The sequence below is a fragment of the Roseovarius sp. THAF8 genome (assembly GCF_009363735.1).
Lineage (GTDB): Bacteria > Pseudomonadota > Alphaproteobacteria > Rhodobacterales > Rhodobacteraceae > Roseovarius.
Window position 1 is genome coordinate 2242860 of the sequence record NZ_CP045410.1, and the last position, 24766, is coordinate 2267625.

At 63.9% G+C, this 24766-nt stretch carries 22 protein-coding genes; 10 read left to right on the forward strand and 12 right to left on the reverse strand.

Annotation, left to right across the window (positions count from 1 at the left end):
* Positions 1 to 54 precede the first annotated feature (54 nt).
* From FIU85_RS10990 to FIU85_RS11010, 5 genes are read left to right on the forward strand one after another with little or no spacing between them, the layout of a single operon-like run.
* Positions 55 to 531 carry a formate dehydrogenase subunit gamma gene (locus tag FIU85_RS10990; RefSeq protein WP_152496923.1) on the forward strand — a complete coding sequence of 159 codons (477 nt, stop codon included), beginning with the start codon at positions 55 to 57 and terminating at the stop codon, positions 529 to 531.
* Positions 528 to 2036, forward strand: coding sequence for an NADH-quinone oxidoreductase subunit NuoF (locus tag FIU85_RS10995; protein WP_152496924.1), 1509 nt, complete (start codon positions 528 to 530; stop codon positions 2034 to 2036). Before FIU85_RS10990 ends, FIU85_RS10995 begins: the two co-directional genes overlap by 4 nt.
* Positions 2033 to 4966, forward strand: coding sequence for a formate dehydrogenase subunit alpha (gene fdhF, locus FIU85_RS11000; protein ID WP_152496925.1), 2934 nt, complete (start codon positions 2033 to 2035; stop codon positions 4964 to 4966). Before FIU85_RS10995 ends, fdhF begins: the two co-directional genes overlap by 4 nt.
* The gene (gene fdhD / locus FIU85_RS11005; RefSeq protein WP_152496926.1) at positions 4963 to 5793 is read left to right on the forward strand and encodes a formate dehydrogenase accessory sulfurtransferase FdhD; all 831 of its coding nucleotides are present in this window, start codon (positions 4963 to 4965) and stop codon (positions 5791 to 5793) included. Before fdhF ends, fdhD begins: the two co-directional genes overlap by 4 nt.
* Complete coding sequence (locus FIU85_RS11010; protein WP_152490706.1) at positions 5783 to 5989, forward strand: formate dehydrogenase subunit delta; 207 nt, start codon at positions 5783 to 5785, stop codon at positions 5987 to 5989. The genes fdhD and FIU85_RS11010 overlap by 11 nt, the downstream gene beginning before the upstream one ends.
* Positions 5990 to 6251: 262 nt before the next feature.
* Here FIU85_RS11010 and FIU85_RS11015 read toward each other — a convergent pair whose 3' ends face one another.
* The 10 genes from FIU85_RS11015 to rpsT all read right to left on the reverse strand — a co-directional run bounded on the left by FIU85_RS11015 (position 6252) and on the right by rpsT (position 16080).
* On the reverse strand, positions 6252 to 6881 hold the full coding sequence (locus FIU85_RS11015; RefSeq protein ID WP_172978865.1) for a GNAT family N-acetyltransferase: 630 nt from the start codon (positions 6879 to 6881) through the stop codon (positions 6252 to 6254).
* Complete coding sequence (locus tag FIU85_RS22025) at positions 6878 to 7024, reverse strand: hypothetical protein (protein ID WP_172977971.1); 147 nt, start codon at positions 7022 to 7024, stop codon at positions 6878 to 6880. The genes FIU85_RS11015 and FIU85_RS22025 overlap by 4 nt, the downstream gene beginning before the upstream one ends.
* A gap of 108 nt (positions 7025 to 7132) precedes the next feature.
* Positions 7133 to 7432 (reverse strand): NAD(P)-dependent oxidoreductase, encoded by a 300-nt coding sequence (locus FIU85_RS22220; protein WP_216647043.1) that lies wholly within the window; start codon positions 7430 to 7432, stop codon positions 7133 to 7135.
* A 12-nt stretch (positions 7433 to 7444) separates the two neighbouring features.
* Positions 7445 to 8521 carry a glycosyl transferase family protein gene (locus FIU85_RS11025; protein WP_152496928.1) on the reverse strand — a complete coding sequence of 359 codons (1077 nt, stop codon included), beginning with the start codon at positions 8519 to 8521 and terminating at the stop codon, positions 7445 to 7447.
* Positions 8518 to 8790 carry a nitrite reductase small subunit NirD gene (nirD, locus tag FIU85_RS11030; protein WP_152496929.1) on the reverse strand — a complete coding sequence of 91 codons (273 nt, stop codon included), beginning with the start codon at positions 8788 to 8790 and terminating at the stop codon, positions 8518 to 8520. The genes FIU85_RS11025 and nirD overlap by 4 nt, the downstream gene beginning before the upstream one ends.
* Before the next feature lie 188 nt (positions 8791 to 8978).
* The gene (gene gyrB, locus FIU85_RS11035; RefSeq protein ID WP_152496930.1) at positions 8979 to 11396 is read right to left on the reverse strand and encodes a DNA topoisomerase (ATP-hydrolyzing) subunit B; all 2418 of its coding nucleotides are present in this window, start codon (positions 11394 to 11396) and stop codon (positions 8979 to 8981) included.
* Between the two features lie 154 nt (positions 11397 to 11550).
* Complete coding sequence (gene recF, locus FIU85_RS11040) at positions 11551 to 12654, reverse strand: DNA replication/repair protein RecF (RefSeq protein ID WP_152496931.1); 1104 nt, start codon at positions 12652 to 12654, stop codon at positions 11551 to 11553.
* Positions 12655 to 12739: 85 nt separating this feature from the next.
* Positions 12740 to 13858, reverse strand: a complete 1119-nt coding sequence (gene dnaN / locus FIU85_RS11045; protein ID WP_152496932.1) for a DNA polymerase III subunit beta — start codon at positions 13856 to 13858, stop codon at positions 12740 to 12742.
* Between the two features lie 90 nt (positions 13859 to 13948).
* Entirely contained in the window at positions 13949 to 15322 is a 1374-nt protein-coding gene (gene dnaA, locus FIU85_RS11050) for a chromosomal replication initiator protein DnaA (protein ID WP_152490700.1), read from the reverse strand.
* A 494-nt stretch (positions 15323 to 15816) separates the two neighbouring features.
* A complete protein-coding gene (gene rpsT, locus FIU85_RS11055; RefSeq protein WP_152494345.1) occupies positions 15817 to 16080 on the reverse strand; it encodes a 30S ribosomal protein S20 in 264 nt (87 codons plus the stop codon).
* Positions 16081 to 16309: 229 nt separating this feature from the next.
* Between rpsT and FIU85_RS11060 the strand changes: the two genes are divergently transcribed.
* Complete coding sequence (locus FIU85_RS11060) at positions 16310 to 17623, forward strand: serine hydroxymethyltransferase (RefSeq protein WP_152496933.1); 1314 nt, start codon at positions 16310 to 16312, stop codon at positions 17621 to 17623.
* 30 nt (positions 17624 to 17653) lie between these two features.
* Here FIU85_RS11060 and FIU85_RS11065 read toward each other — a convergent pair whose 3' ends face one another.
* Both FIU85_RS11065 and mutM read right to left on the reverse strand, forming a co-directional pair.
* Positions 17654 to 18430: an enoyl-CoA hydratase gene (locus tag FIU85_RS11065; RefSeq protein WP_152494343.1), complete on the reverse strand. Its 777-nt coding sequence runs from the start codon at positions 18428 to 18430 to the stop codon at positions 17654 to 17656.
* A gap of 65 nt (positions 18431 to 18495) precedes the next feature.
* The gene (gene mutM / locus FIU85_RS11070; protein WP_152496934.1) at positions 18496 to 19347 is read right to left on the reverse strand and encodes a bifunctional DNA-formamidopyrimidine glycosylase/DNA-(apurinic or apyrimidinic site) lyase; all 852 of its coding nucleotides are present in this window, start codon (positions 19345 to 19347) and stop codon (positions 18496 to 18498) included.
* Between the two features lie 94 nt (positions 19348 to 19441).
* On the opposite strand from mutM, the gene ubiE reads away from it, so the two are divergent.
* From ubiE to FIU85_RS11090, 4 genes are all read left to right on the forward strand, one after another.
* A complete protein-coding gene (gene ubiE / locus FIU85_RS11075; protein WP_152496935.1) occupies positions 19442 to 20185 on the forward strand; it encodes a bifunctional demethylmenaquinone methyltransferase/2-methoxy-6-polyprenyl-1,4-benzoquinol methylase UbiE in 744 nt (247 codons plus the stop codon).
* Positions 20186 to 20188: 3 nt separating this feature from the next.
* Entirely contained in the window at positions 20189 to 21721 is a 1533-nt protein-coding gene (gene ubiB / locus FIU85_RS11080) for a 2-polyprenylphenol 6-hydroxylase (protein ID WP_152494340.1), read from the forward strand.
* A gap of 115 nt (positions 21722 to 21836) precedes the next feature.
* Positions 21837 to 23957 (forward strand): YjbH domain-containing protein, encoded by a 2121-nt coding sequence (locus FIU85_RS11085; RefSeq protein ID WP_254702882.1) that lies wholly within the window; start codon positions 21837 to 21839, stop codon positions 23955 to 23957.
* Positions 23954 to 24649, forward strand: coding sequence for a YjbF family lipoprotein (locus tag FIU85_RS11090; protein WP_152494339.1), 696 nt, complete (start codon positions 23954 to 23956; stop codon positions 24647 to 24649). The genes FIU85_RS11085 and FIU85_RS11090 overlap by 4 nt, the downstream gene beginning before the upstream one ends.
* The last annotated feature ends 117 nt before the right edge of the window (positions 24650 to 24766 follow it).

The following is a 24766-nucleotide window of genomic DNA, read 5'->3' on the forward strand; positions in this document are numbered from 1 at the left end:
CGTCGGCCCGCACCTTCTGTCTGCTTGGCGCAATTGGACGCAGGAGGTTAGCCCATGCAATCAGCCGCCCCCACACCCACCGAAGACGAGATCGCCGCGCTTATCGAGGCGAATGCCGATCTGGAAGGTCCGTTGCTGCCGATACTGCACGCGTTGCAGGAGAGCTTCGGGCACATTCCGCAGCCTGCCATGCAGATGATCGCGGATCGGCTCAACATCACCAAGGCCGAGTTGCACGGTGTCATCAGCTTCTACCACGATTTTCGCGAGGCCCCTGCCGGCAAGCATGTTCTGAAGATCTGCCGCGCCGAGGCCTGCCAGGCGATGGGCGGCAACGCGCTGGCCGAAGAGACGCTGGCAAAGCTGGGGCTGGACTGGCACGGCACCACGATCAACGGCGCTGTCACGGTCGAGCCCGTCTATTGCCTTGGCCTGTGCGCCTGCGGCCCGGCCGCGATGCTGGACGACCGCTGTGTAGGCAAGGTGGACCGCAATCGCATGGATGCACTGCTGGCCGAGGCGGGCGCATGAAGATCTATGTTCCCATGGACAGTGCCGCCAAGGCGCTTGGCGCTGACGCGGTGGTCGCGGCCCTGAAACAGGCCGCGCCCGAGGCGCAGATCATCCGCACCGGAACCCGTGGCATGATCTGGCTGGAACCGCTTGTCGAGGTCGAGATCGACGGGGTTCGCCACGGTTTCGGACCCACAACGCCGGACGACACGGCAGCCATCTTCGATGGCAGCAGCGCCAAGGCGCTTGGCCCGGTGGACGACCTCGAATGGATGAAGCGCCAGACCCGGCTGACCTTTGCCCGCGTCGGTGTGATCGACCCGCTATCGCTGGACGACTACGAGGCGCATGGCGGCCTTGCCGGGCTGAAACGCGCGCTATCGATGACCGGCCAGCAGATTGTGGACGAGGTCAAGACCTCCGGCCTGCGTGGCCGTGGCGGCGCTGGCTTCCCGACGGGGATCAAGTGGCAGACCGTGCACGACGCGGACGCGCCGCAGAAGTACATCGTCTGCAATGCCGACGAGGGCGACAGCGGCACCTTCGCCGACCGCATGATCATGGAGGGCGACCCCTTCACCCTGATCGAGGGCATGGCCATTGCCGGACTGGGGGTCGGGGCGACCAAGGGGTATGTCTACCTGCGCTCCGAATACCCCGATGCCATCGCGGTGATGACCCGCGCGGTCGAGATCGCCCGCGCCGAGGGCGTCCTTGGCGAGAATATCCTCGGCTCGCCGCACAGCTTTGACATGGAGATCCGCAAGGGCGCGGGCGCCTATGTCTGCGGCGAGGAAACGTCCCTGCTGAACTCGCTCGAAGGCAAGCGCGGGGTTGTTCGCGCCAAGCCGCCGCTGCCGGCGCTCGAAGGATTCATGGGACGCCCGACGGTGGTCAACAACGTCATCAGCCTGGCCACCGTGCCGGTGATCTTCGAGAAAGGCGCCGAGCATCACGCCAGCTTCGGCATCGGCAAGTCGCGCGGCACCATCACGCTTCAGATCGCGGGCAACGTGGCGCGTGGCGGCCTGTTCGAGACCGGGTTCGGTGTGACGCTGGGCGAGGTGATCGACGACCTTGCCGGCGGCACCGCCACCGGCCGCCCGTTCAAGGCGGTGCAGGTCGGCGGGCCTCTCGGCGCTTACATGCCACGTTCGAAATTCGACGCGCCCATGGGATACGAGGAATTCGGCGCCGAGGGCGGGCTCATTGGCCATGCCGGGCTGGTGGTGTTCGACGATTCCGCCGATATGCTGGGCATGGCGCGCTTCGCGATGGAGTTCTGCGCCGTGGAAAGCTGCGGCAAGTGCACCCCCTGCCGGATCGGCGCGGTGCGCGGGGTGGAAACCATCGACCGCATCGCACGCGGCGATGCCGACGCCGTGACCATCCTCACCGACCTCTGCGAGACGATGACCGACGGGTCGCTTTGTGCTCTGGGCGGCTTCACGCCCTATCCTGTCATGTCCGCGCTGACCCACTTCCCCGACGAATTCTCGACCGCCAAGGAGGCCGCAGAATGAAAGACCTGATCATTCCCGACGACCGCGACATGGGCACCCCCGCCAAGACGGGCGAACCCGTGACCCTGACCATCGACGGCTTCGAGGTGACCGTCCCCGAAGGCACCAGCGTGATGCGCGCGGCGGCCGAGGCGGGCATCCAGGTTCCCAAGCTCTGCGCCACTGACAGCCTTGACGCGTTCGGCTCCTGCCGCCTTTGCGTGGTGGAGATCGAAGGCCGGCGCGGCACGCCCGCGTCCTGCACCACGCCCGTTGCCCCCGGCATGGCCGTGCACACGCAGTCGAAGAAAGTGCGCAAGATCCGAACCGGGGTGATGGAGCTTTATATCTCCGACCACCCGCTCGATTGCCTGACCTGCTCGGCCAATGGCGATTGCGAGTTGCAGGACATGGCCGGCGCCGTGGGCCTGCGCGACCAGCGCTACGAGGCCGGACGCAACCATTACGACGCCAAGGGCGGCACGCTGGCGCAGGGCGACATCCGCGCCCGTGCCCCGCAGGGCGACAAGGGCAATCCCGAGTACATCCCGGCGGACACCTCGAACCCCTATTTCAGCTATGATCCCAGCAAATGCATCGTCTGCAACCGCTGTGTGCGCGCCTGTGAAGAGGTGCAGGGCACCTTTGCCCTGACGATCGAGGGGCGCGGATTCGAGTCGCGCGTCAGTGCGGGCACCGCCGAGGACGATTTCCTCGCGTCGGACTGCGTCAGCTGCGGCGCTTGCGTGCAGGCCTGCCCCACCGCGACGCTGCAGGAAAAATCAGTGATCGAGATGGGCACGCCCGACCGGTCTGTCGTGACAACCTGCGCCTATTGCGGCGTCGGCTGTTCCTTCAAGGCCGAGATGCAGGGCGACGAGCTGGTCCGCATGGTGCCCTACAAGCACGGCAAGGCGAACCGGGGGCATTCCTGCGTCAAGGGGCGCTTTGCCTATGGCTACGCCCATCACAGCGACCGCATCCTGAACCCGATGATCCGCGACCGGGTGAACGAGCCCTGGCGCGAGGTCAGCTGGGATGAGGCGCTGGACTTTGCCGCGTCGAAAATGCTGGCGCTGCAAGAAACCTACGGCAAGAAATCCATCGGCGTCATCACCTCCAGCCGCTGCACCAACGAGGAAACCTACCTGGTGCAGAAACTGGCGCGCTCGGTCTTCGGCAACAACAACACCGATACCTGCGCCCGCGTCTGCCACTCGCCCACCGGCTACGGGCTGGGCCAGACCTTCGGCACCTCCGCCGGCACGCAGGATTTCGACAGCGTCGAAGACACCGACGTGATCATCGTCATCGGCGCCAACCCGACCGACGGCCACCCCGTCTTTGCCAGCCGCATGAAAAAGCGCCTGCGCCAAGGGGCCAGGCTGATCGTGATCGACCCGCGCCGGATCGACCTGGTGAAGTCGGCCCATATCGAGGCCGCGCATCACCTGCCGCTGCGCCCCGGCACCAACGTCGCCGTGGTCACGGCGCTGGCGCATGTGATCGTGACCGAAGGGCTGATGGACGAGGACTTCATCCGCAGCCGGTGCGACTGGGAAGAATTCCAGGAATACGCCGCCTTCGTGTCGGACCCGCGCCACAGCCCCGAGGCGACCGCGCTGCTGACCGGCGTCGATCCGGCACAGCTGCGCGCCGCGGCACATCTCTATGCCACCGGCGGCAACGGCTCGATCTATTACGGCCTCGGCGTGACCGAACACAGCCAGGGCTCGACCACCGTCATGGGCATCGCCAACCTCGCCATGCTGACCGGCAACCTTGGCCGGCCCGGCGTGGGCGTGAACCCGTTGCGCGGGCAGAACAACGTGCAGGGCGCTTGCGACATGGGCTCGTTCCCACATGAACTGCCGGGCTATCGCCACGTCAAGAACGCGGACGTGCGCGAGATGTTCGAGGCGCTCTGGGGCACCGAGATCGACCCCGAGCCGGGCCTGCGTATCCCAAACATGCTGGACTGCGCGGTCGACGGTACCTTCAAGGGCCTCTACTGCCAGGGCGAGGACATCCTGCAATCGGACCCGGACACCAAGCATGTCGCGGCGGGCCTAGCGGCTATGGAATGCGTCATCGTGCATGACCTCTTCCTGAACGAGACAGCCAACTACGCGCATGTCTTCCTGCCCGGCTCCACTTTTCTGGAAAAGGAAGGCACCTTCACCAATGCCGAGCGCCGCATCAACCGCGTGCGCGAGGTGATGAAGCCGCTCAACGGCTATGCCGACTGGGAGGTGACGCAACTGCTGGCCAACGCGATGCTGAAGAAATCCGGGCGTCCGGAATGGGCCTATACCCATCCCGCCCGCATCATGGAGGAAATCGCGGCCACCACGCCCTCTTTCGCCGGGGTCGATTATGCCCTGCTGGAAACCAGGGGCAGCGTGCAATGGCCCTGCAACGAGGAGCACCCCGAGGGCACACCGCTGATGCACGTGGACAGCTTCATGCGCGGCAAGGGCAAGTTCATCATCACCGAATACGTGGCGACCGATGAAAAGACCGGCCCGCGCTTTCCGCTGTTGCTGACCACCGGGCGCATCCTGTCGCAATACAACGTGGGCGCCCAGACACGGCGCACGGACAACACCATCTGGCACGAGGCCGACGTGCTGGAAATCCATCCCCACGACGCCGAGAACCGGGGCGTGAACGAAGGCGACTGGGTCAAGCTGGCCAGCCGCTCGGGCGAGACGGCGCTGCGGGCCAAGATCACCGACAGGGTCAGCCCCGGCGTGGTCTACACCACCTTCCACCACCCCGACACGCAGGCCAATGTCATCACCACGGATTTCTCGGACTGGGCCACGAACTGTCCCGAGTTCAAGGTGACGGCGGTGCAGGTCAGCCCTTCCAACGGGCCGACCGACTGGCAAGAGGACTACGCGGCGCAGGCCGCCCAGGCCCGCCGCATCCTTCCGGCGGCGGAATGATGGGGGCGGGTTTCTCTCCCAGCCAAAGCCGCTCGGGCCTGTCCGTTCAGGCAGAGGGCGCGCGCATGGTCAGCCGCGCCCTTCCCGAAGAGCTGCCGGTGGCGCTGGTCTTCGACGGTTCGACCCAGGCGGTGATGATGGCCACACCCGGCGATATCGAGGATTTCGCCCATGGCTTTGCCGTGACCGAGGGGATCGTGACCGACCCCGCGCAGATCGAAGGTTTCGAGATCGCGGAACACGATCTGGGCATTGAAGCCCGGTTCTGGCTGCGCGCCGACCGGCGCGAGGCGCTGGCGGCGCGTCGCCGGTTCATGGCCGGGCCGGTGGGCTGCGGGCTGTGCGGCATTGACTCGCTGGATCAGGCGGTGCGCGACGTACCAAGCGCGGCGCAGGTTGGCCCGACTTTCAGCCGTGACGACATCGCCCATGCCGCCGACGCGCTGTTCAATATCCAGCCCCTGCACCGCCGCACCCGCGCGACCCATGCGGCGGGCTTGGTCCTGCCGGGCAAGGGCGTCGTCCTGGCGCGCGAGGACGTGGGCCGCCACAACGCGCTCGACAAGCTGATCGGCGCGCTCTGGCGGGCTGGGCGCGACCCGGGCTTGGGCGCTTTCGTCATGACCAGCCGCCTTTCGGTCGAACTGGTGCAGAAATGCGCCATGGCCGGCTGCGGCACGCTGATCGCAGTCTCCGCCCCCACGGCCCATGCCCTGCGCCTAGCCGACACGGCAGGCATCACGCTGGCCGCCTTTGCCCGCGGCGGCGGTTTCGATCTCTATTCCAACCCGCACCGCATTTCCCACGAGGTTCCAGATGTCGCCTGACAAACTAGTCATGATGGCCAACCAGATCGCCACGTTCTTCAAGTCCCAGCCCGGCAACGACCACGCCGAGCGCGTCGCGAACCACCTGCAGGATTTCTGGGACCCGAGGATGCGCCGCCAATTCTGCGACTACGTGCAAAACGGTGGCGAGAACGTCGATGACATCGCGAGAAAGGCAGCGGGACTGATCACTTGAAACTTTCCGAAGATTTCTCACCGGCCTCGGGCGCAGAGCGCGGCGGTCTATTTTGAAAAAGCTTCGGCGTAGCGGGATACATAAGGCATTTCGCGAAAAACCTGAATCACAGCTTATCGCGAAACGCTTGTCATGACTTTCCTCGTTTCCATGCGAAGACCTTGAGGGTTTCGCAAGACATTCATCGTTCCGCAGCCAAATCGATTGTTCGCGTCAAACCACTTCACCAACAAAAAGACCTTGATCCGTTTCGCTCGAAAGTTCACGTTTCCGAATGACCGTGGCCTGGGTCCCATGCCTGTCGGGTGATGCCGAAGCCGGCACAATCCTCGGCATAAGCACGCCGCGGCACTTCGGCAGAAAGACCGCATTTCTGAAGAACCCGCTGCGATGCCAGGTTGCCGAGGTCGGTGACGGCCTTGATCTCGTCCAGTGCCGTGTGTTCGGATGCAAATTGCAAAAGACGTGTGCAGATCTCGGTGGCGAACCCCTGCCCCAAGAAGTCGGGCGACAGCATGTATCCCACTTCGATTTCGGCGTCCGGGTAGCGATCGCTGATCATCTGCGACCAATCGGTATCGTTGGTTTCAATCGGAAGGGGCAGCAAGACGCCGGTTCCGATCTTCACGCCTGTATCCACGAGGGTTGCTGCCCATATCCCTATACGGCCACCAGCGGCGCGTCTTACTTCGACAGGCAGGTGGTTTCGTATCTCATCGGGGTTGTAGACGTCACACACGTACTTCACCACTTCCGGATTGGTGAAAAGCGCAACCGCCAGATCCTCGTCCTCCAGCGTGAGCGGGCGAAGCTCCAGCCTTGCCGTTCTCAAAACCAGATCCTCTGGCGGCAACGGCGGGACACGCCGATTTCTCCATGAGGGCGAGGTCATGACCCAAGCGCATTGCTGACGGCCTGGGCCTGGGCCTGCCCGCCATAGTATGCGCCGCTGCACAGGGCGGCGCAGGGGCCGGCGACCGCTTCGCCCGCAAAGAACAGCGTGTGGGACCGCTCCCAGACTCTTCCGCACAACATAGCTGGGATAGCCCTCATCCATTTCCCAATAGTCCAACATCGAAAGGTCGCGGAAATCGATGCCCTGATCCACGAGCACCCCAGGTCGAACGGTTGCCAAAGTTACCTCTAATCGGTGAAGGCACGTCCGCCATGACGGACCAAACACTTACCGGAAATCGAGTGTCGCATGCGAACCGGCACTCGGCAAGCTGGTTCGGTCGGTGACTCTGTGGCTCCGAGGCCGCGCGCGGCGTCCTGCAAAACGCGGCCTATCCTTGGGCAGCAATCTTCCAAGCTGTCGGCGACGAGAACCAGGCTGGCATCGGTCTTCAGCATCAGACGCGCCTTTTGAGCCGCCTGCTCGCCACCACCGACGACGACGATCCGGCGGCCTGTGGTGCGTATGAACATGGGAAAGGCCTTCATCGGGGTCTCCTTTCAGGCGGCGCACCGCCGGGCGCGGTTCTGCCAGAGCAAGTCTGCCTGCCGCACCGCATTGGCATGGCCAAGCGTATCGAGGGCGAGGGCGGTGGTGGTGACAACGAGGTCGGTCTCAAAAGGCGGGCGGCGGAGGCCCTGCCAGAGATCGGACAACGCAAGGTCGCCCTCGGTATTTAGCTTTCGGGTTTCATCGCGCAACACAGGCCGCGTTTCCTGCCAGGGGCGCCCTTGACGCAGCCCGAAAGCGGTAATGTCCTTGGCCGGGTTGCTCTCGAATTCTCCACCGGCCCCCTTGATGATGCTCAATGCCTGCCAGCCGAGATGCATCGCGGCGTCCGCCTGAAGTTGGCGGTAAAAGGGGTGAAAAACGCCTTTAACACTGGCCGCGGCGCGGGCGGGATTGAGCATCCGGCAAACGGTATTGACGCAGGAGCGCAGACCAAGAACGTCCCGCAAGTTCAAAAGACGAAACAGGCCGGGATGAAGGGATTTCAGCGGCATATAGGCAATGCGATCACGGTCCAGCAGGCGGGCGGCGTCCTCCGGGTCCTCCGCGAGACCGATCCCCGCCTCTGCCAGTCCGTCACGTACCTTTCTGTCCGGCCCGTTCCAGCCATGCAGCAACACCCGGTGCCCCGTATCCGCCACAAGACGCGCAGACAGCAGGAACCAGGGCTGGCCCCGTGTCCGTCCGGCGGCGTAGCTCGGCCAGTCGAGATCAGCAGGCGGCGATGTAGGCGCCGTGCTGGACGCCGCCTCGGCAAAACCCGCGATTTCTTCCGCGGTCTCCTCTTTCATGCGCAAGAGCATAAGCAGGGCACCCACCGCTCCCGGCGCGTCGTCCCAGCCTGCGTCCTGCCCATTCACACGGGGGCGCAGCAGACGATGGTCAAGCCCCACGGTCTCGGCCAGAGCCGTGCCCTTGGAACAAAGCCTTCCCAGATTGGCCGAATGCGCGTCGTCGCCCTTGACCTCCAGCCCGCCGTCGCCGTCCCGCCGCAGCAGGACGCCGCAGCCAACGCCGCCATACGGACAGGTGGACCGGGTCCAGGGCTGGTCGGCGCCATCAATCACGCGGCGTCCCGCGCGCTCAGGCCTGCGCCGTCGATCAACACGCGGCCATCCTCGACCTTCAGCGGATAGGTGGCGATCTCTCCGTCCTCGCCTTGTGCCTTCCCGGTCTCAAGATCGAAGACCCAGTTGTGCAACGGGCAAGTCACCGACTGGCCGTGAACAATCCCCTCTGACAGGGGCCCCGCCTTGTGCGGACAGGTGTTGGACGTGGCGAACACCTCGTTCTCGGCGGTACGGAACACGGCGATACAACCCTGCGCCGTCTTCAGCTTTCGCGCACCGCGCCGGGGGAAGACGCCCGATCAGATCCGGCCAAGAGCAGTCCTACCCCAAATAACTGCCGAAAAGGAAAGATCACCCAAGCCTCTGATACTTCAAGAAGAAATAGAACACGTGACCTTCCGCGCCACGAAAAAATGTGCGCACCGCGAAAAAATATGAGCTCACCTACAAATTCTCAGAAGTCGAGGTTTTCCACGCTCAGCGCGTTCTGCTGGATGAACTCACGCCGCGGCTCCACCACATCTCCCATGAGCTTCGTGAACAGGTCGTCGGCCTCGGCCACGTCATCCACCTTGACCTGCAGGAGCGTGCGGGCTTCGGGATCCAGCGTGGTCTCCCAAAGCTGGTCAGGGTTCATTTCGCCCAATCCCTTGTAGCGCTGCAGGGCCAGTCCCTTTTCGCCTTCCTTGAGGATCGCGTCCAGCAGGTCCAGCGGGCCGTAAATGGCTTGGGATCGCTCCTTACGATGCAGGGTCGCAGGCTGGTTGTAAATCTCGCGCAGACCCTCGGTAAGCTGGCCCAGCCGCTTGGCCTCTCCGCCGCGCAGGATAGGGCCGTCCAGCGTACGAACCTCCTCGACGCCGCGTAGCACACGGGCCAGGCGGATGCCGTGATCCTGCGTCTGCCGCCCCTGCCAGCCCCGCTCGTATTCCAGCGCAATAAGGTCCAGCCGTTCGGCGACGGCATCGGCAACCGATTGGATGTCCGCATCCGCGCGGCCCGCCTCGAACGCCTCGGCGATCGCCGCCTGTTCCAGAATGTGGCGCGGGTAATGTGTTGGAAACGCATCGAGAATCCGGTTTGCCTGCCGCGCTTCCTCGACAACCCGAACAAGGTCCTGCCCGGTGATGTCCTCTCCGGATCCGAGGCGCAGCACGGCGTCATCCGTGCCTTGGGCAATCAGGTAATCTTCCAGTGCCGGCGTGTCCTTCAGGTACACTTCTGACTTGCCCCGGCTAACCTTGAACAGCGGCGGCTGCGCGATGTAGAGGTATCCGCCTTCGATCAGTTCGGGCATCTGACGATAGAAGAACGTCAACAGCAACGTCCGGATATGCGCCCCGTCCACGTCGGCATCCGTCATGATGACAATCTTGTGGTAGCGCAGTTTCGAGATGTTGAACTCGTCCCGCCCGATCCCGGTGCCCAGTGCCATTACGAGGTTCCCGATTTCCTGGCTCGACAGCATCCTGTCGAAGCGGGCCCGCTCGACGTTAAGGATCTTGCCGCGCAGGGGCAGAACCGCCTGCGTGGATCTGTCCCGCCCGGTTTGCGCCGAGCCACCGGCGCTGTCACCCTCGACGAGAAACAGCTCTGTCTTCGACGGGTCCTTCTCGGAACAATCCTTCAGCTTGCCGGCAAGGTAGTTCACGTCGAGCGCCGTCTTGCGGCGCGTCAGCTCGCGCGCCTTGCGCGCCGCCTCGCGGGCCATGGCTGCTTCCATGATCTTGCCGACGATCATCTTGGCGTCGTTCGGGTTCTCCTCGAACCATTCCGACAGCTTTTCGTTAACCAAGCCTTCCACCGCCGGGCGCACCTCGGAACTTACCAGCTTGTCCTTGGTCTGGCTGGAGAACTTCGGATCTGGGACCTTGACCGACAGCACGCATGTCAGCCCTTCACGGGCGTCATCCCCGGTGAAGGTGATCTTTTCTTTCTTGGCGATACCGCTTTCGGCGGCATATTTCTGCAAGACACGGGTCAACGCCCCGCGGAAGCCGGCAAGGTGTGTGCCGCCGTCCCGCTGGGGAATGTTGTTGGTGAAGGGCAGAACCGTCTCGTGATAGCTGTCGTTCCACCACATCGCGACCTCGACGCCGATGTCATCCCGCTCGCCGGTCACGAAGATGGGGTCGGTCATCAGCGGCGACTTGCTGCGGTCGAGGTAGCGCACGAATTCCTGCACGCCACCGTCATAGTGCAGCTCTGTTTCCAGCGGCTCGGCAGGCCGTTCGTCGCGCAGGATGATGCGCACGCCGGAATTCAGAAAGGCCAGTTCGCGCAGCCGTTTCTCCAGTGTTTCAAAGCTGTATTCGAGATTGGAGAACGTATCGAGCGATGCCAGAAACCGAACTTCGGTACCACGCTTGCCGGACGCGTCGCCGACGACTTCCAGGTGCTTGGCGGTCTCGCCGCGCTCGAAACGGGCGACATGTTCCTTGCCCGCGCGCCAGACGCGCAGTTCAAGCCAATCGGACAGAGCGTTGACCACCGACACGCCGACACCGTGCAACCCCCCGGAAACCTTGTAGGAATTGCTGTCGAACTTCCCGCCCGCGTGCAGTTGGGTCATGATCACCTCGGCGGCGGACACGCCCTCTTCCTCGTGCATCTCGACCGGGATACCGCGACCATTATCGCTGACCGAAATGGAACTGTCCTCGTGAATACAGACACTTACATGGTCTGCATGGCCGGCCAGGGCCTCGTCGATGCCGTTATCGACGACCTCGTACACCATGTGGTGCAGGCCAGAGCCGTCATCGGTGTCGCCGATATACATGCCAGGGCGCTTGCGAACAGCTTCTAACCCTTTGAGAACCTTGATGGAATCGGCGCCATACTCTTCGGGGGACGCGGCGGGTTCTGCCATGCAGATTATCCTTCGTTCATTTTCGTATTTTATACGATTTCCGGGGGGGAATGTCACGCGATAGACACAATATTTTGTGGTTAACGATCAGTACCTTAATATCGGTATTGCGTCGGTATCCGAGTGGCATCGCGTCGGTGTCATTCTCGCCGTTTCAGCGCTGATTAACGCACGAGATCGCATCCGTTTCGGTCACCTCGAAAACCTGCGCCCGGTCGCCCAATTCCGAGAACAGCTCCGGCCCCGTTCCCGTCATCCAGGCCTGGGCACCCAAGGCGCAGATCTCGTCGTAGAGCGCCGCACGCCGCGTCGCGTCCAGATGCGCGGCGACCTCGTCCAGAAGCAGGATCGGCGGCGCGCCGAAATCCTGCGCCAGCGCGCGCGCGTTGGCGAGGATCAGCGACACCAGCAGCGCCTTCTGTTCGCCGGTCGAACACTCGGCCGCGGGCACACCCTTGGCGGCGTATACGCCGTACAGATCGGCGCGGTGCGGGCCCACGAGCGTACGCCCGGCGGCGATGTCGCGAAAGCGGCTTTCGGACAGGGCATCGCGGAAATCGGACTCCGTGCCGGGCATTTCGCCTTCGGTCATGGTCAGCTCCAACTCGGCGACGGGAAAGGCCGTCTCGGCCTGCGCCTGCGCCTCGGCGAGCTGTTCCAGCGCCGCGACGCGGTTGGCGTGTATCGCGGTCCCCGCCTCGGCCATCTGCCGCTCCAGCGCGACGTACCAGTGACCGTCGCGCACTTGGTCCTTCAAGAGCCGGTTGCGCTCGCGCATGGCCTTTTCATAGGCCAGCGTCGCCTCGGCATGGGCGGGCACGAAGCTGAGCGTCATGCGGTCGAGAAAACGCCGGCGCCCCTCCGCCCCCTCGATCCACAGCCGGTCCATGGACGGGATCAGCCAAAGCACCCGCGCGACACGGGCCAGCGCCACCTGCGACGCGGCCTTGCCGTCGATCCTGAGCTGCCGTGCGCCGCCGTCCTCGGACCAGGTCTCGATCTCGTGGACCTGGTGCATCGACCGCAACACCCCCGTCAGCTTCCAGCCGATCGCGTCGGGCCGCCGCGCCATGTCCTGTGCCGCGGCCCGGCGCAGGCCGCGCCCGGGTGAGAACAGCGAAACTGCTTCAAGGATGTTGGTCTTGCCCGCCCCGTTCGGCCCGTAGAGCGCCAGGGGTCGCGCATCCGCCTCGATCCGCACGCCCTTGTGCGACCGGAAATGCGACAGGCTGAGCGATGACAGGTACAATCCGGTCATTCAGAGCACCACGTTTTCTTGAAAGAAAACGGCACGGAAAATTCAAATTTTCCGATCCGGAATTTTTGAAAAATTCCGGCCCGCGTCACACGCGCATCGGCATCACGACATAGACCGCCGAGGTGTCATTGCCTTCGCGCATCAACGTGGGATCGCCCGAGGAATTGAACATGAAGACGGCGTTTTCACGATCGACCTGGCTGGCGATTTCCAGCAGGTATTTGGCGTTGAAGCCGATTTCCAGGCGTTCGTCGCCATAGGCTACGGCCAGCTCTTCCTCGGCGGCACCGCTGTCGGGGGCGTTGACGGACAGGATCAGCCGGTCCTCGTCCAGCGCCAACTTCACGGCGCGGGAGCGTTCGGAACTGACGGTGGCCACACGGTCGACGGCCTGGGCGAATTCGCTGGCGTCGACCTCCATCTTGCGGGTGTTGCCCTGCGGGATGACGCGGGTGTAATCGGGAAAGGTCCCGTCGATCACCTTGGATGTCAGGGTGATGTTGGGCGTGGCGAACCGCACCTTGGTTTCGCTGACAGACACGGCGATGGCCATGTCGTCATCGTCCAAGAGCTTGCGCAGCTCGCCCACGGTCTTGCGCGGTACGATCACCCCCGGCATGTCCCCGGCGCCCTCGGGCAGGTCGGCGTCGATCCGGGCCAGGCGGTGGCCGTCGGTGGCCACGCAGCGCAGCACCTTGCCGCCCTCGCCATCGGAGACGTGCATGTAGACGCCGTTGAGGTAGTACCGCGTCTCTTCGGTGGAAATAGCGAATTTCGACTTGTCGAACAGCCGGCGCAATACCGGCGCCTTGGCCGAGAAATTGCAGGAATATTCCGACGAGGCCATGACCGGGAAATCTTCCTTGGGCAGGGTCGCCAGAGAAAAGTTCGAGCGTCCCGCCTCGACCGTCAGGCGCCCCGAAGCACCATCGTCGCTCAGCGTAACCAGCGCCCCGTCGGGCAGCTTGCGCACGATTTCGTGCAGCGTCACGGCAGAGACGGTCGTGGCGCCGGCGCGCTCGACCTGGGCCGGGGCCTTGTCGACCACCTCGATATCGAGATCGGTTGCGCGGAAATGGACGGCGTCGCCCTCGGCCTCGATCAGCACGTTGGCGAGGATCGGAATCGTGTTGCGCCGTTCGACCACGGACTGGGCCTGCGAAACCGCCTTGAGCAGCGTTCCGCGTTCGATGCTGAGTTTCATGCCCTCGCTCCCTGCGTGCGTGCCTCTGCCGGGCACCGGGACCGGCACGTTAGCAAGTTTCGCCTTATGCTCAAGCCTTTTATTGCGCCCTTAACCCTCAAGCGCGCGGCGCAGAATCTCGAGGTTGTCGGCGATGTCGCTGTCCTGCGCCCGCAACTCCTCGATGCGACGCACCCCGTGCATGACCGTGGTGTGATCGCGGCCGCCGAAACGCCGCCCGATCTCGGGCAGGGAGCGCGACGTCAGCTGTTTGCACAGGTACATCGCGATCTGGCGCGGGCGCGCGAAGGTGCGCACCCGCTTGGGTCCGATCATGTCGCTGAGACGGACATTGTAATGCTCCGACACCTTGCGCTGGATTTCCTCGATCGAGACCTTGCGTTCGGACGCGCGCAGGATATCGGCCAGGCAGTCCTGCGCCAGTTCCATCGTGATCTGGTGCCCGACAAGCGAGGCGAAAGCGTAAAGCCGGGTCAGTGCGCCTTCGAGCACGCGGACATTCGTGGAAATGCGGTGCGCCAGGAATTCCAGCACGCCCTCGGCCATTTCGAGGCTGGGATACTGCTCGGCGAAGCGGTCCGCCTTGGATTGCAGGATCCCGAGCCGCAGTTCGTAATCGGTGGGATGCAGGTCGACGACGAGGCCGCATTGCAGGCGCGACTTGATCCGCTCTTCGAGATTGGCGATTTCACCCGGCGCGCGGTCGGCGGAGATGACGATCTGCTTGTTCTGGTCCACCAGCGCGTTGAAGGTGTGAAAGAATTCCTCCTGCGTGCTGTCCTTGCCGGCGATGAATTGCACGTCATCAACCATCAGCACGTCGACCGAGCGGAAAAGCTCCTTGAAGTCCATCATGCGGCGGTCGCGCAGGGCCTGCACGAAACGGTACATGAATTGTTCGGCCGACAGGTACAGGACGTTCAGTTCCGGCTGAGACGATTGCAGTTCCCAGGCGATGGCGTGCATCAGGTGCGTCTTGCCCAGCCCCACGCCGCCGTAAAGGAAAAGCGGGTTGAAGGTGACGGGCCCGCCTTCGGCGACGCGCTTGGCGGCGGCATGGGCCAGTTCGTTGGGCTTGCCGACAACGAAACGGTCGAAGGTGAACCGCTCGTCCAGCGGGGCGGAAGACAGGACGTCGTCGGTCAGGCGGGTCGCGGTGCGAGCCGGCTCGGCGGCTGTCGCGGGCGCGGCTTTCGGTGTCGCGACCGGCTTTTGCGTCGAGTTCGCGGCGACCTGGAAATCGATGCGGCGGATGGAGGGCGCGAAGCCGTTGACCTTGAACAGGATCAGTTCGCCGAAGTTGCGCGAGACGTAGTTGCCCTGGAAGGTCGTGGGAACCTTGAAGGTGACCACGTCATCGCTGATCGCGGTCAGTTCCAGCGGCTCGATCCAGTTGGTGAAGTTGTTCTTGCCTATCGTCTTGAGCAGGTCCTGTTTGATCTGGCCCCATTGTTCTTGCGTCATGTTTGCCCCGTTCCGCGGTCAACTCGTTTCGCCTCGACGCGCCCTCGACTGGCGCGCCCCTCAATAGTTGCGATCGCAGTTCGGTCGGCAGCAGACAAAGCATCGCCGGCCCGGCGGCACGGTGTGCCGCCGACAAGCCTTGATGGCATTTGTCCGGGCGCAATCACGGGCGTGTCCCAACTCGTCCCCACAAGCCAAGGGCGGCCGCCGCAAAGATCGCGCGAATTGCGTTGGACAATACGGTACCCCGACATCTGTCGTTTGCACCGGCGCGACCAGAGCAGTCGGTCGCGTCATCCGGTGCGGGTTCCTGTCCCCCCAAGCGTGAATCGCCTGGTGAAATTAGCAATTGAGTCAGCGCAACAGCAACTGTTCTTAGCGCTTGACACGAGCTTTCCGCGAAAAAAGATCAATGGTCCCGAGTCGTTCTCAACCATAAAAAAAAGGTGCCGGACGATTCGGCACCTTTTCCTTCAATAGCTTAGTGTCGTCGCTCAGCCGATCGATTTGATCCGCGAAGCAAGCCGCGACATTTTCCGCGAAGCGGTGTTTTTATGAAACACTCCCTTGGAAACGCCGCGCATCAGTTCGGGCTGCGCGGTACGCAGTGCGTTTTGTGCAGCTTCCTTGTCGCCGGACGCGATTGCTTCCTCGACCTTGCGCAGGAATGTGCGAATCCGCGAGCGGCGCGCCTTGTTGACGCTGAGACGGCGCGCGTTCTGGCGCGCACGTTTTTTGGATTGAAGAGTGTTGGCCATGGTGTGAACCTTTTCGGGTCTGTCATTTCGTTTCAAGTGTGCACGACGACAACCCGTTCCGGCAGGCCAATGGGCCGGAATGATTCTGGCCAGAGCGGGCCGCACGCGCATGTATGGCGCAGGCGTATAGCGGCAAACTTCGCGAAAGCAAAGCGGGAATCGATGAAAACCGCTTTCGCCCGCCTCGCGCGCCCGGCATGATCCGACCGACGCAACCGGAGAAACCAAGATGACCCTTGCCCACCGGAACTGGGTGCCCGCACGAAGCGAGACCCTGGTTCAGACCATCGCGACCCGAACGGGCTCGGAAACCAGTGCCGCGATTGCCACAAGGATCGAGGCCCTGGCCGAGGAAAACCGCAAGATCCACGAGCGCGACTGTTTCAACCTGAACCCGGCCACGAACGTGATGAATCCGCGCGCCGAAGCACTGCTGTCCTCGGGGATCGGATCGCGGCCATCGCTGGGCTATCCCGGCGACAAGTACGAAATGGGCCTTGAGGCCATCGAGGAGATAGAGGTCATCGCCGCCGAGCTGGTCGCCGATGTCTTTCAGGCGAAATTCGCCGAGATCCGCGTGCCGTCCGGGGCGCTGGCGAATCTTTACGCGTTCATGGCGATCTGCAAACCGGGCGATACGATCATCGCGCCACCGGCCACGATCGGCGGGCATGTCACGCACCATGCCGATGGATGTGCCGGCCTGTTCGGTCTGCGCACCGTACCGGCGCCGGTCAACGCGGATGGGTACACGATTGACCTGGATGCGCTCCGGGAAATCGCCCGGCAAGAGAAACCAAAGCTGATCACCGTTGGCGGCTCGTTGAACCTGTTCGAGCATCCCGTGGCCGAGGTGCGCGCCATTGCCGACAGCGTGGGCGCGAAGGTCATGTTCGACGCCGCCCACCAATGCGGGATCATTGCCGGGCGGGCGTGGAAGAACCCCCTGGCGGAAGGCGCGCATCTGATGACGATGAGCACCTACAAGAGCCTCGGCGGTCCGGCGGGCGGCGTGATCGTCACCAACGAGCCCGAGATGGCGGAACGGCTGGACGCCATCGCCTTTCCGGGCATGACCGCCAATTTCGATGCCGCCAAGTCGGCGGCCCTGGCGGTGTCGATGCTGGACTGGCGCGAGCACGGGACGGCCTATGCACAGGCGATGATCGAGCTGTCTCAGGCGCTGGCAGAGGCGTTGGCGGTACTGGGCATTCCGGTCTTCGAGACGCCCAAGGGATATACCACCTCGCACCAGTTCGCCGTCGAGGCGGCGCAGTTCGGGGGCGGACAGGCGGCCTCGAAGACCTTGCGCAAGGCCGGGTTCCTGGCCTGCGGAATCGGCCTGCCCATCGCGGAGGTACCGGGCGACATGAACGGTCTGCGCATCGGAACGCCCGAGCTGGTTCGCTGGGGCGTCACGGCAGAGGACGCGCCGGCGCTAGCGGAGCTGATCCACGCCGGCCTCACCGGCGATCCACAAGCAGTCGCGCCGCGAACTCAGGAGATGCGCAGTCGGTTCGATGCGCTACATTACGTGATCTGAAACGGGCGGGGGCCTACAGGCCCCTGCGCCTTACTTGTCGCGGAACTGGGCTTCGCGTTTCTCGGCGAAGGCGGCCATGCCTTCCTTCTGGTCCTCGGTCGCGAAGAGCGAGTGGAAGACGCGGCGCTCGAACAGCAGGCCCTCGGCCAGCGGCACCTCGTAGGAGCGGTTGACCGCTTCCTTGACCGCCATGACGGTGATCATGGATTTCTCGGCGATCTTGCCTGCCGCCGCCATCGTTTCCTCCATCAGCTTCTTGGCCGGAACGACGCGGCTGACGAGGCCCGAGCGGTCGGCCTCTTCGGCATCCATGAAACGGCCCGTCAGGTTCATGTCCATGGATTTGGATTTGCCGATGAACCGCGTCAGGCGCTGGCTGCCGCCCATCCCGGCCATGACGCCGAGGTTGATTTCGGGCTGGCCGAACTTGGCGTTGTCCGCGGCGATGATGAAGTCGCACATCATGGCCAATTCGCACCCGCCGCCCAGCGCATAGCCCGAAACGGCGGCAATGATCGGTTTGCGGATGCGCACGATGGCGTCCGCCTCGGGGCCGAAGAGGTTGCCTGCGAAGACGTCCACGAAGGACTTTTCCGACATCATCTTGATGTCCGCCCCGGCCGCGAAAGCCTTTTCCGAGCCGGTGATGACGATGCAGCGCACCTTGTCGTTGCCTTCGGCATCCTGCAACGCATCGACAAGCTCGCCCAGCAGCTGGTCGTTGAGGGCGTTGAGGGCATCGGGGCGGTTGAGGGTAATCTTGGCGACGTGGTCTTCTACTTCGACGATGATCGTCTCATAGGCCATGAAATTTGCTTTCGCTTGTTTCTGTCAGGTCTGAGTCATTACCATTTGAGACAGTCGGATCAAGGTTATCTTTGACAGGTCGCACAATAGAAGCTCGAACGGCCCGATTGCACGACGCGGCGCACAATTCCGGTGCATCCGGCGCGACGGCACGGCGCGCTCTCGCGGTCGTAGACGTCGAAGCTGTGCTGAAAATATCCAAGCTCTCCATCGGCTTGGCGGAAGTCGCGCAAGGAGGAGCCGCCAGCGAGAATCGCGTCGTTCAGCACGGCGCGGATGATCGGCACCAGCGCCGCGACCCGGCTGGCCGAGACGCGACCGGCGCGGCGCAGGGGCGAGATACCGGCCCGGAAAAGCGCCTCGCAGACGTAGATATTGCCCAGTCCCGCGACGATTCGCTGATCCAGGAGGGCGGACTTGACCGGCGTGTTCTTTCCCGCCAGCGCGGCGACCAGGTAGGGCTCGTCGAACTGGTTGCCCAGGGGTTCGGGGCCCAGCTTGGCCAGCAGCGGATGCGCCTCGGCGGTGTCGGTGGCCATCAGGTCCATCGCGCCGAAGCGGCGCGGATCGTTGAAGGTGATGCGGGCACCGTTGGCCATGTCGAGCACCACGTGGTCGTGCTTTTCCACCGCGGGATGGTCGTGCACGAACTGCCCCAAGGGATCGCCCGAGATCAGGATGCGGCCGGACATGCCGAGGTGGATCAGCAGCGTCTCGCCCGAGGACAGGTCGGCAAGGATGTATTTCGACCGCCGCCGCAGGGCGAGGACGCGCTGGCCAGCCAGACGCTCGGCCATGCCCGGCGGGAAAGGCCAGCGCAGATCGGGGCGGTTGACGCGCGCGGTGGCGATCACCGCGCCGGTCATCGCGGGTTCCAGCCCGCGGCGCACTGTCTCGACCTCTGGCAATTCCGGCATTCCGCCCCTCTGCGACCAAACGGGCGCATTGTAACCCGCCCCCGGCGACCTATAAGAAGGACTCGAGGATCAAACGGCAAGGCCGCGGGGATAAATGACCGGGAAAACAACGCATTTCGGATACGAGGACATCCCCGAAGAGGAAAAGGCGGGCCGCGTGCGCGGCGTGTTCGGTTCGGTCGCGTCGAAATACGACGTGATGAACGACGCCATGTCCTTTGGCATTCATCGCCTCTGGAAAGATGCGATGATGGACTGGCTGGCGCCACGCGCAGGCCAGCGCCTGCTGGACGTGGCGGGCGGCACCGGCGACATCGCCTTTCGCTTCCTGAAACGCGCCGGGTCGGGCCATGCCACGGTGCTGGACCTGACCGAGCCGATGCTGGTCGAGGGGCGCAAGCGGGCCGAGGCGGAGCAGATGGCGGCGAGCCTCGACTGGGTGGTGGGCGACGCGATGGCGCTGCCCTTTGCCGACAACAGTTTCGACGTCTACACGATCAGCTTCGGCATTCGGAACGTCACTCGCCCGCAGGAGGCCCTGAACGAGGCCTTTCGCGTCCTGAAACCCGGCGGGCGGCTGATGGTGCTGGAATTCAGCCAGATCCCCAATGACCTGATGCAGAAGGTCTATGACCTTTATTCCTTCAACATCATCCCGCAGATGGGCCGGGCCATCGCCGGGGACCGCGACAGCTATCAGTACCTGGTAGAATCGATCCGCAAGTTCCCGGACCAGGAGACTTTCCTGGGCATGGTGCGCGACGCCGGGTTCGAGCAGGCCAAGTACCGCAATCTCAGCATGGGAATCGCCTGTCTGCATTCCGGCTGGAAGATCTGAGCCATGCGCGGGCCGCACAATATCCTGCGCCTGATCCGCACGGGCGCCACGCTGGAGCGCACCGGCGCCATGGGCCTGATCATGGACGCGATGGACGCGCCGCCGCTGGTGCGCGGGACCATGCGGTTCCTGGCTTGGCCGTTTCAATGGCTGGGCTACAAGGGCGACACCAGCATGCCGCCCGCCCTGCGCGCGCTGACCGCGCTGGGCCCGGCCTATATCAAGTTCGGACAGGTCTTTTCGACCCGGCCCGATATCGTCGGCGATGCCCTGGCGCAGGAACTGCGGGTGTTGCAGGACAAGCTGCCGCCCTTCGACGCCAGCGTCGCCAAGGCCAGCGTGGCCAGTTCGCTGGGGCAACCTGTCGACGCGATATTCTCCGAGTTCAGCGCACCGATTGCCGCCGCGTCGATTGCGCAGGTCCACAAGGCGCGGCTGCGCGATACCGGCCAGGACGTGGCGGTCAAGGTGCTGCGCCCGGGGATCGAGCGGGCCTTTCGCAGGGATATCGACGCGTTCTATTTCGCGGCGCGCATGATCGAGGTGCTGTCCCCGTCCGCCCGCCGACTGAAACCCCGCGATGTGATCGCCCATTTCGAAGGCGTGGTTAACGGAGAGCTCGACCTTCGGCTCGAAGCGGCCTCGGCCAGCGAGTTCACCGCCAACACCGCCGAGGACGAAGGTTTCAGCCTGCCGGCGGTCAACTGGGACATGTCGGGGCGGCGTGTCATGGTCATGGAATGGGCCGACGGCGCGCCGATGGGCGACAACGCCGCCATTGATGCCGCCGGTCACGACCGCGCGGAACTGGGCGAACGGGTGCTGCAGCTTTTTCTGAAACATGCGCTGCGCGACGGGTTCTTTCACGCCGACATGCACCAGGGCAACCTGAAGGTCGCGCCGAACGGAGATATCATCGCCTATGATTTCGGCATCATGGGACATATCGACGAGTACACGCGCAGGGTCTATGCCGAGATCCTGTACGGGTTCATCAAGCGTGACTACCGCCGGGTCGCCGAAGTGCATTTCGAAGCCGGATACGTGCCCGCCGACCGCGACGTCGATGAATTCGCGCGGGCGCTCCGCGCCGTGGGCGAGCCGATCTTCGGCATGGATGCCTCGAAAATCTCGATGGGGGGGCTGCTAAGCTATCTCTTTGAAGTGACAGAGAGATTCGGGATGGAAACCCGGACCGAGCTGATCCTGCTGCAACGCACGATGGTGGTGGTCGAGGGCGTCGCCCGCAGCCTGAACCCGCAGACCAACATCTGGCAGGTCGCCAAGCCCGTGGTCGAGGATTACATCCGCAAGAACATCGGACCCGGCGCCGCCGTGCGCGACTTGCGCCGCACGCTGATGGTCGTGTCGCGCTATGGCCCGCGCCTGCCGCAGATCGTGGAAAGCGCGTTGATCCGCCAATCCAGGCCTGCGCCGGAACCAAGGCAGGGCCTGCGCTGGAAATCCGTGCTATGGCTGGGGCTCGGCGTCGCGTTCGGCACGATGGCGACGCTGCTGGCGACGACTCTTTTCTGAGACGTGGTTTTGATGTGACTCCGCCCGTGTATCAAGTTGCAATCCACCGCCAAGGGTGTCGGAATCAAGGTTGCCTCGCTATCCTGCAGGGGACGTCAAAGGAAGGAAACGCGCAGTGATCCGTACATCGACATGCGTTCTGATCACGCTCGGATTGCTTGGCCTCCCCGGCCTCGCGCTGGCCGACAACCTGAAAACGCTGACGACCAACAATTATGGCGTGCCCGGCGGCCTGATCGACATGCCGACCGCCGAATCCGCGCCGGACGGGCAATTGTCGACCAACGTCACGTATTTCGACGGGTTTTACCGCGCGACCCTGAGCTTTCAGATCACCGACCGCCTGACAGGCAGCTTTCGCTACGCGGGGACGGAAGGCATCTCGCCGACCTTTTCGACCTATTACGACCGCAGCTTCGACCTGCGGTTTCGCGTGTTCGACGAGACGGATTGGACACCCGCCGTCTCGGTCGGCCTGCGAGATTTCGTCGGCACCGGGCTGCTTTCCAGCGAGTATGTCGTCGCCACCAAGTCGATCGGGGACCGCCTGCGCGTGACCGGCGGCCTCGGGTTCGGGCGGCTTGGCAGCTACGCAAGTGACGGCAGCATAGGCTCGCGGGCACCCTTCAGTTTTGCCCAGGCCGGCACGGGTGGCCAGTTCAACGTCGACGACTGGTTCCAGGGCGACTACGCGTTCTTCGGCGGTGTCAGCTATCAGGCGACGGACAAACTGTTGCTGAGCGCTGAGTATTCCTCGGACAATTACGACACCGCGCAAGCGGCAGGGGTTCTGAAACGGTCGACCCCCTGGAACTTTGCGCTGTCCTATCAGATCAACGATGGCACGGCCTTGCGGGCGTTTGCCCTGCATGGCGAAGAGTTCGGCGCCGCGCTGACCTTCAGCCTCAATCCCAAGACTCCGTCGGTCAAGGGCGGCACCGAGCTGGCGCCCCTGCCGGTCGCCGTCCGTGGGCCGCGCAGCGCCGAAGACCTTGGCTGGACCACCCAGCCGGGCCGCGAGAAGGCGATCACCGCGTCGCTGGAGAACAGCCTTCAGCAATCCGAGCTGGACCTCGAGGGCGTGACGCTGAACGCTCGCAGCGCACATGTCCGCATCCGCAACGAGAAATACGATGCCACGTCGCAGGCGCTGGGCCGGACATTGCGCGTCATGAGCCGCGAATTGCCGGCTTCTGTCGAAATGCTGCATGTGACGCTGATTGAGAACGGCATCCCGGCCAGCACGATGAGCTTCAGCCGCACCGACCTGGAACGGCTGGAACACAGGCCGGCGCGCGAGGCGCTCGCCGCCGCGCAGTTCAGCGATACGCTGCGCTTCGGCGACTATCCCGACCCGTTCCCCGAGGTCTATCCGCGCTTCGAATGGTCAATCGCTCCGTATCTTCGAACCTCTCTGTTCGATCCGAACGATCCGCTGCGCGTCGATCTTGGCGTGCGGGCGAAGGGCAAGTATCACCTGGGGTCCGGGTGGGTCCTGTCGGGGTCTGTCGGTCAAAAGGTGGTCGGCAACCTGGACGAGGCGGCGCAACCCAACAACTCCCAGTTGCCGCGGGTGCGGTCCGACACGGCGCTTTACAACCAGACGGACGAACCGTTCCTGGAGCACCTGACAGTCGCCAAGTACGGCCGGCTTGCGCCGGATTTCTACAGCCGTGTCACCGCCGGCTATCTGGAGCGCATGTATGCCGGTGTTTCGGGCGAGGTTCTGTGGAAGCCGGTGAACAGCCGGTTGGCGCTCGGGGCGGAGCTGAACTACACCCATCCGCGCGATTTCGATCAGCAGTTCGGACTTCGGTCGCGGGTCACGCCGGGCGGCACGATCCCCGAGTTCAATGGCCATGTCTCGGCCTATTACGATTTCGGCAATGGCTTTCACGGCCAGCTGGACGCCGGGCGCTACCTGGCCGGCGACTGGGGGAGCACGATCACCCTCGACCGCGAGTTCGCCAACGGCTGGAAGATCGGCGCGTTTGCCACGTTCACCGACGTGTCGTCGTCGCAATTCGGCGAAGGGTCGTTCGACAAGGGAATCCGCTTTACCGTTCCGCTTTCGTGGCTGCTGGGCCAGCCCACCAAGCAAAAGGCCAGCGGCGTCATCCGCCCCCTGACCCGGGACGGCGGTCAGCGGCTTGAAGTGGACGGGCGGCTTTACGAGACCATTCGCGGATCGCATCGCCCCGAAGTCGCAAAGAGCTGGGGGAAATACTGGAGATGACGCGTATATCGAAGCATCTGCTCGCCGCCGGTCTGATCGCGGTGCTCGGCCTGACGGCGTGCACCAACACGCGCCAGGAATCATCGATCCTGTCCGTCGGCAAATCCTTGATAGACTCCCGCCGCGCCCAACCTGGCGCCAGGCCCAAGGTCAACGATAGCATCGTCCAGCGCGAGATAGGCCGCGCCCTGCAATCGACCGACGGTCCGCTTGCCCTCATGCAGATCGAGGGAACGGGCAGCGTCGCGGTGCTGCGCGTGATCGAGACCAACGGCCCGCATTCCACCTGGGCCGCCTGGGGCACCAGCGAACGCCGCAGCGTGTCGACACGCGGCGGGGTCATCACATCGACCCGCGGGCTGGGCACCGACCTGATGTCGTCCAGTATCAAAGGGCTGCTGACCATGCTGTCGCGCCGGCAGGACGGGATCGAAAGCCAAATTCTCAGACATCTGGACGGCGAAAACCAGATCGAGGAAACGCTGGCCTATTGCGCCTTCACGCCGGGCCCACGTCAGGACTATGCCGCGGGCGCGCTGCGGCTGCAGGCAACGCGGGTCGACGTCTATTGCAAGTCCGACAACGGAACGTTCAGCAACTATTACCTGGTCAGCCAGAACGGCCGGATCGTCAAGTCGCGCACCTGGCTGGGCGAGGGGTTGGGATACTTCACCTTGAGCCATCTGCGCTGAGATCCAAAGCGTTTCGCCTTTTCCCTGAACCATCGGCGAATGGCGAAGCGCGTGCAACGATTGGCTGTTGTGCTGGGTTTCGCGGGTAAGCTGTGATCCGGGTTTATCGCGAAACGC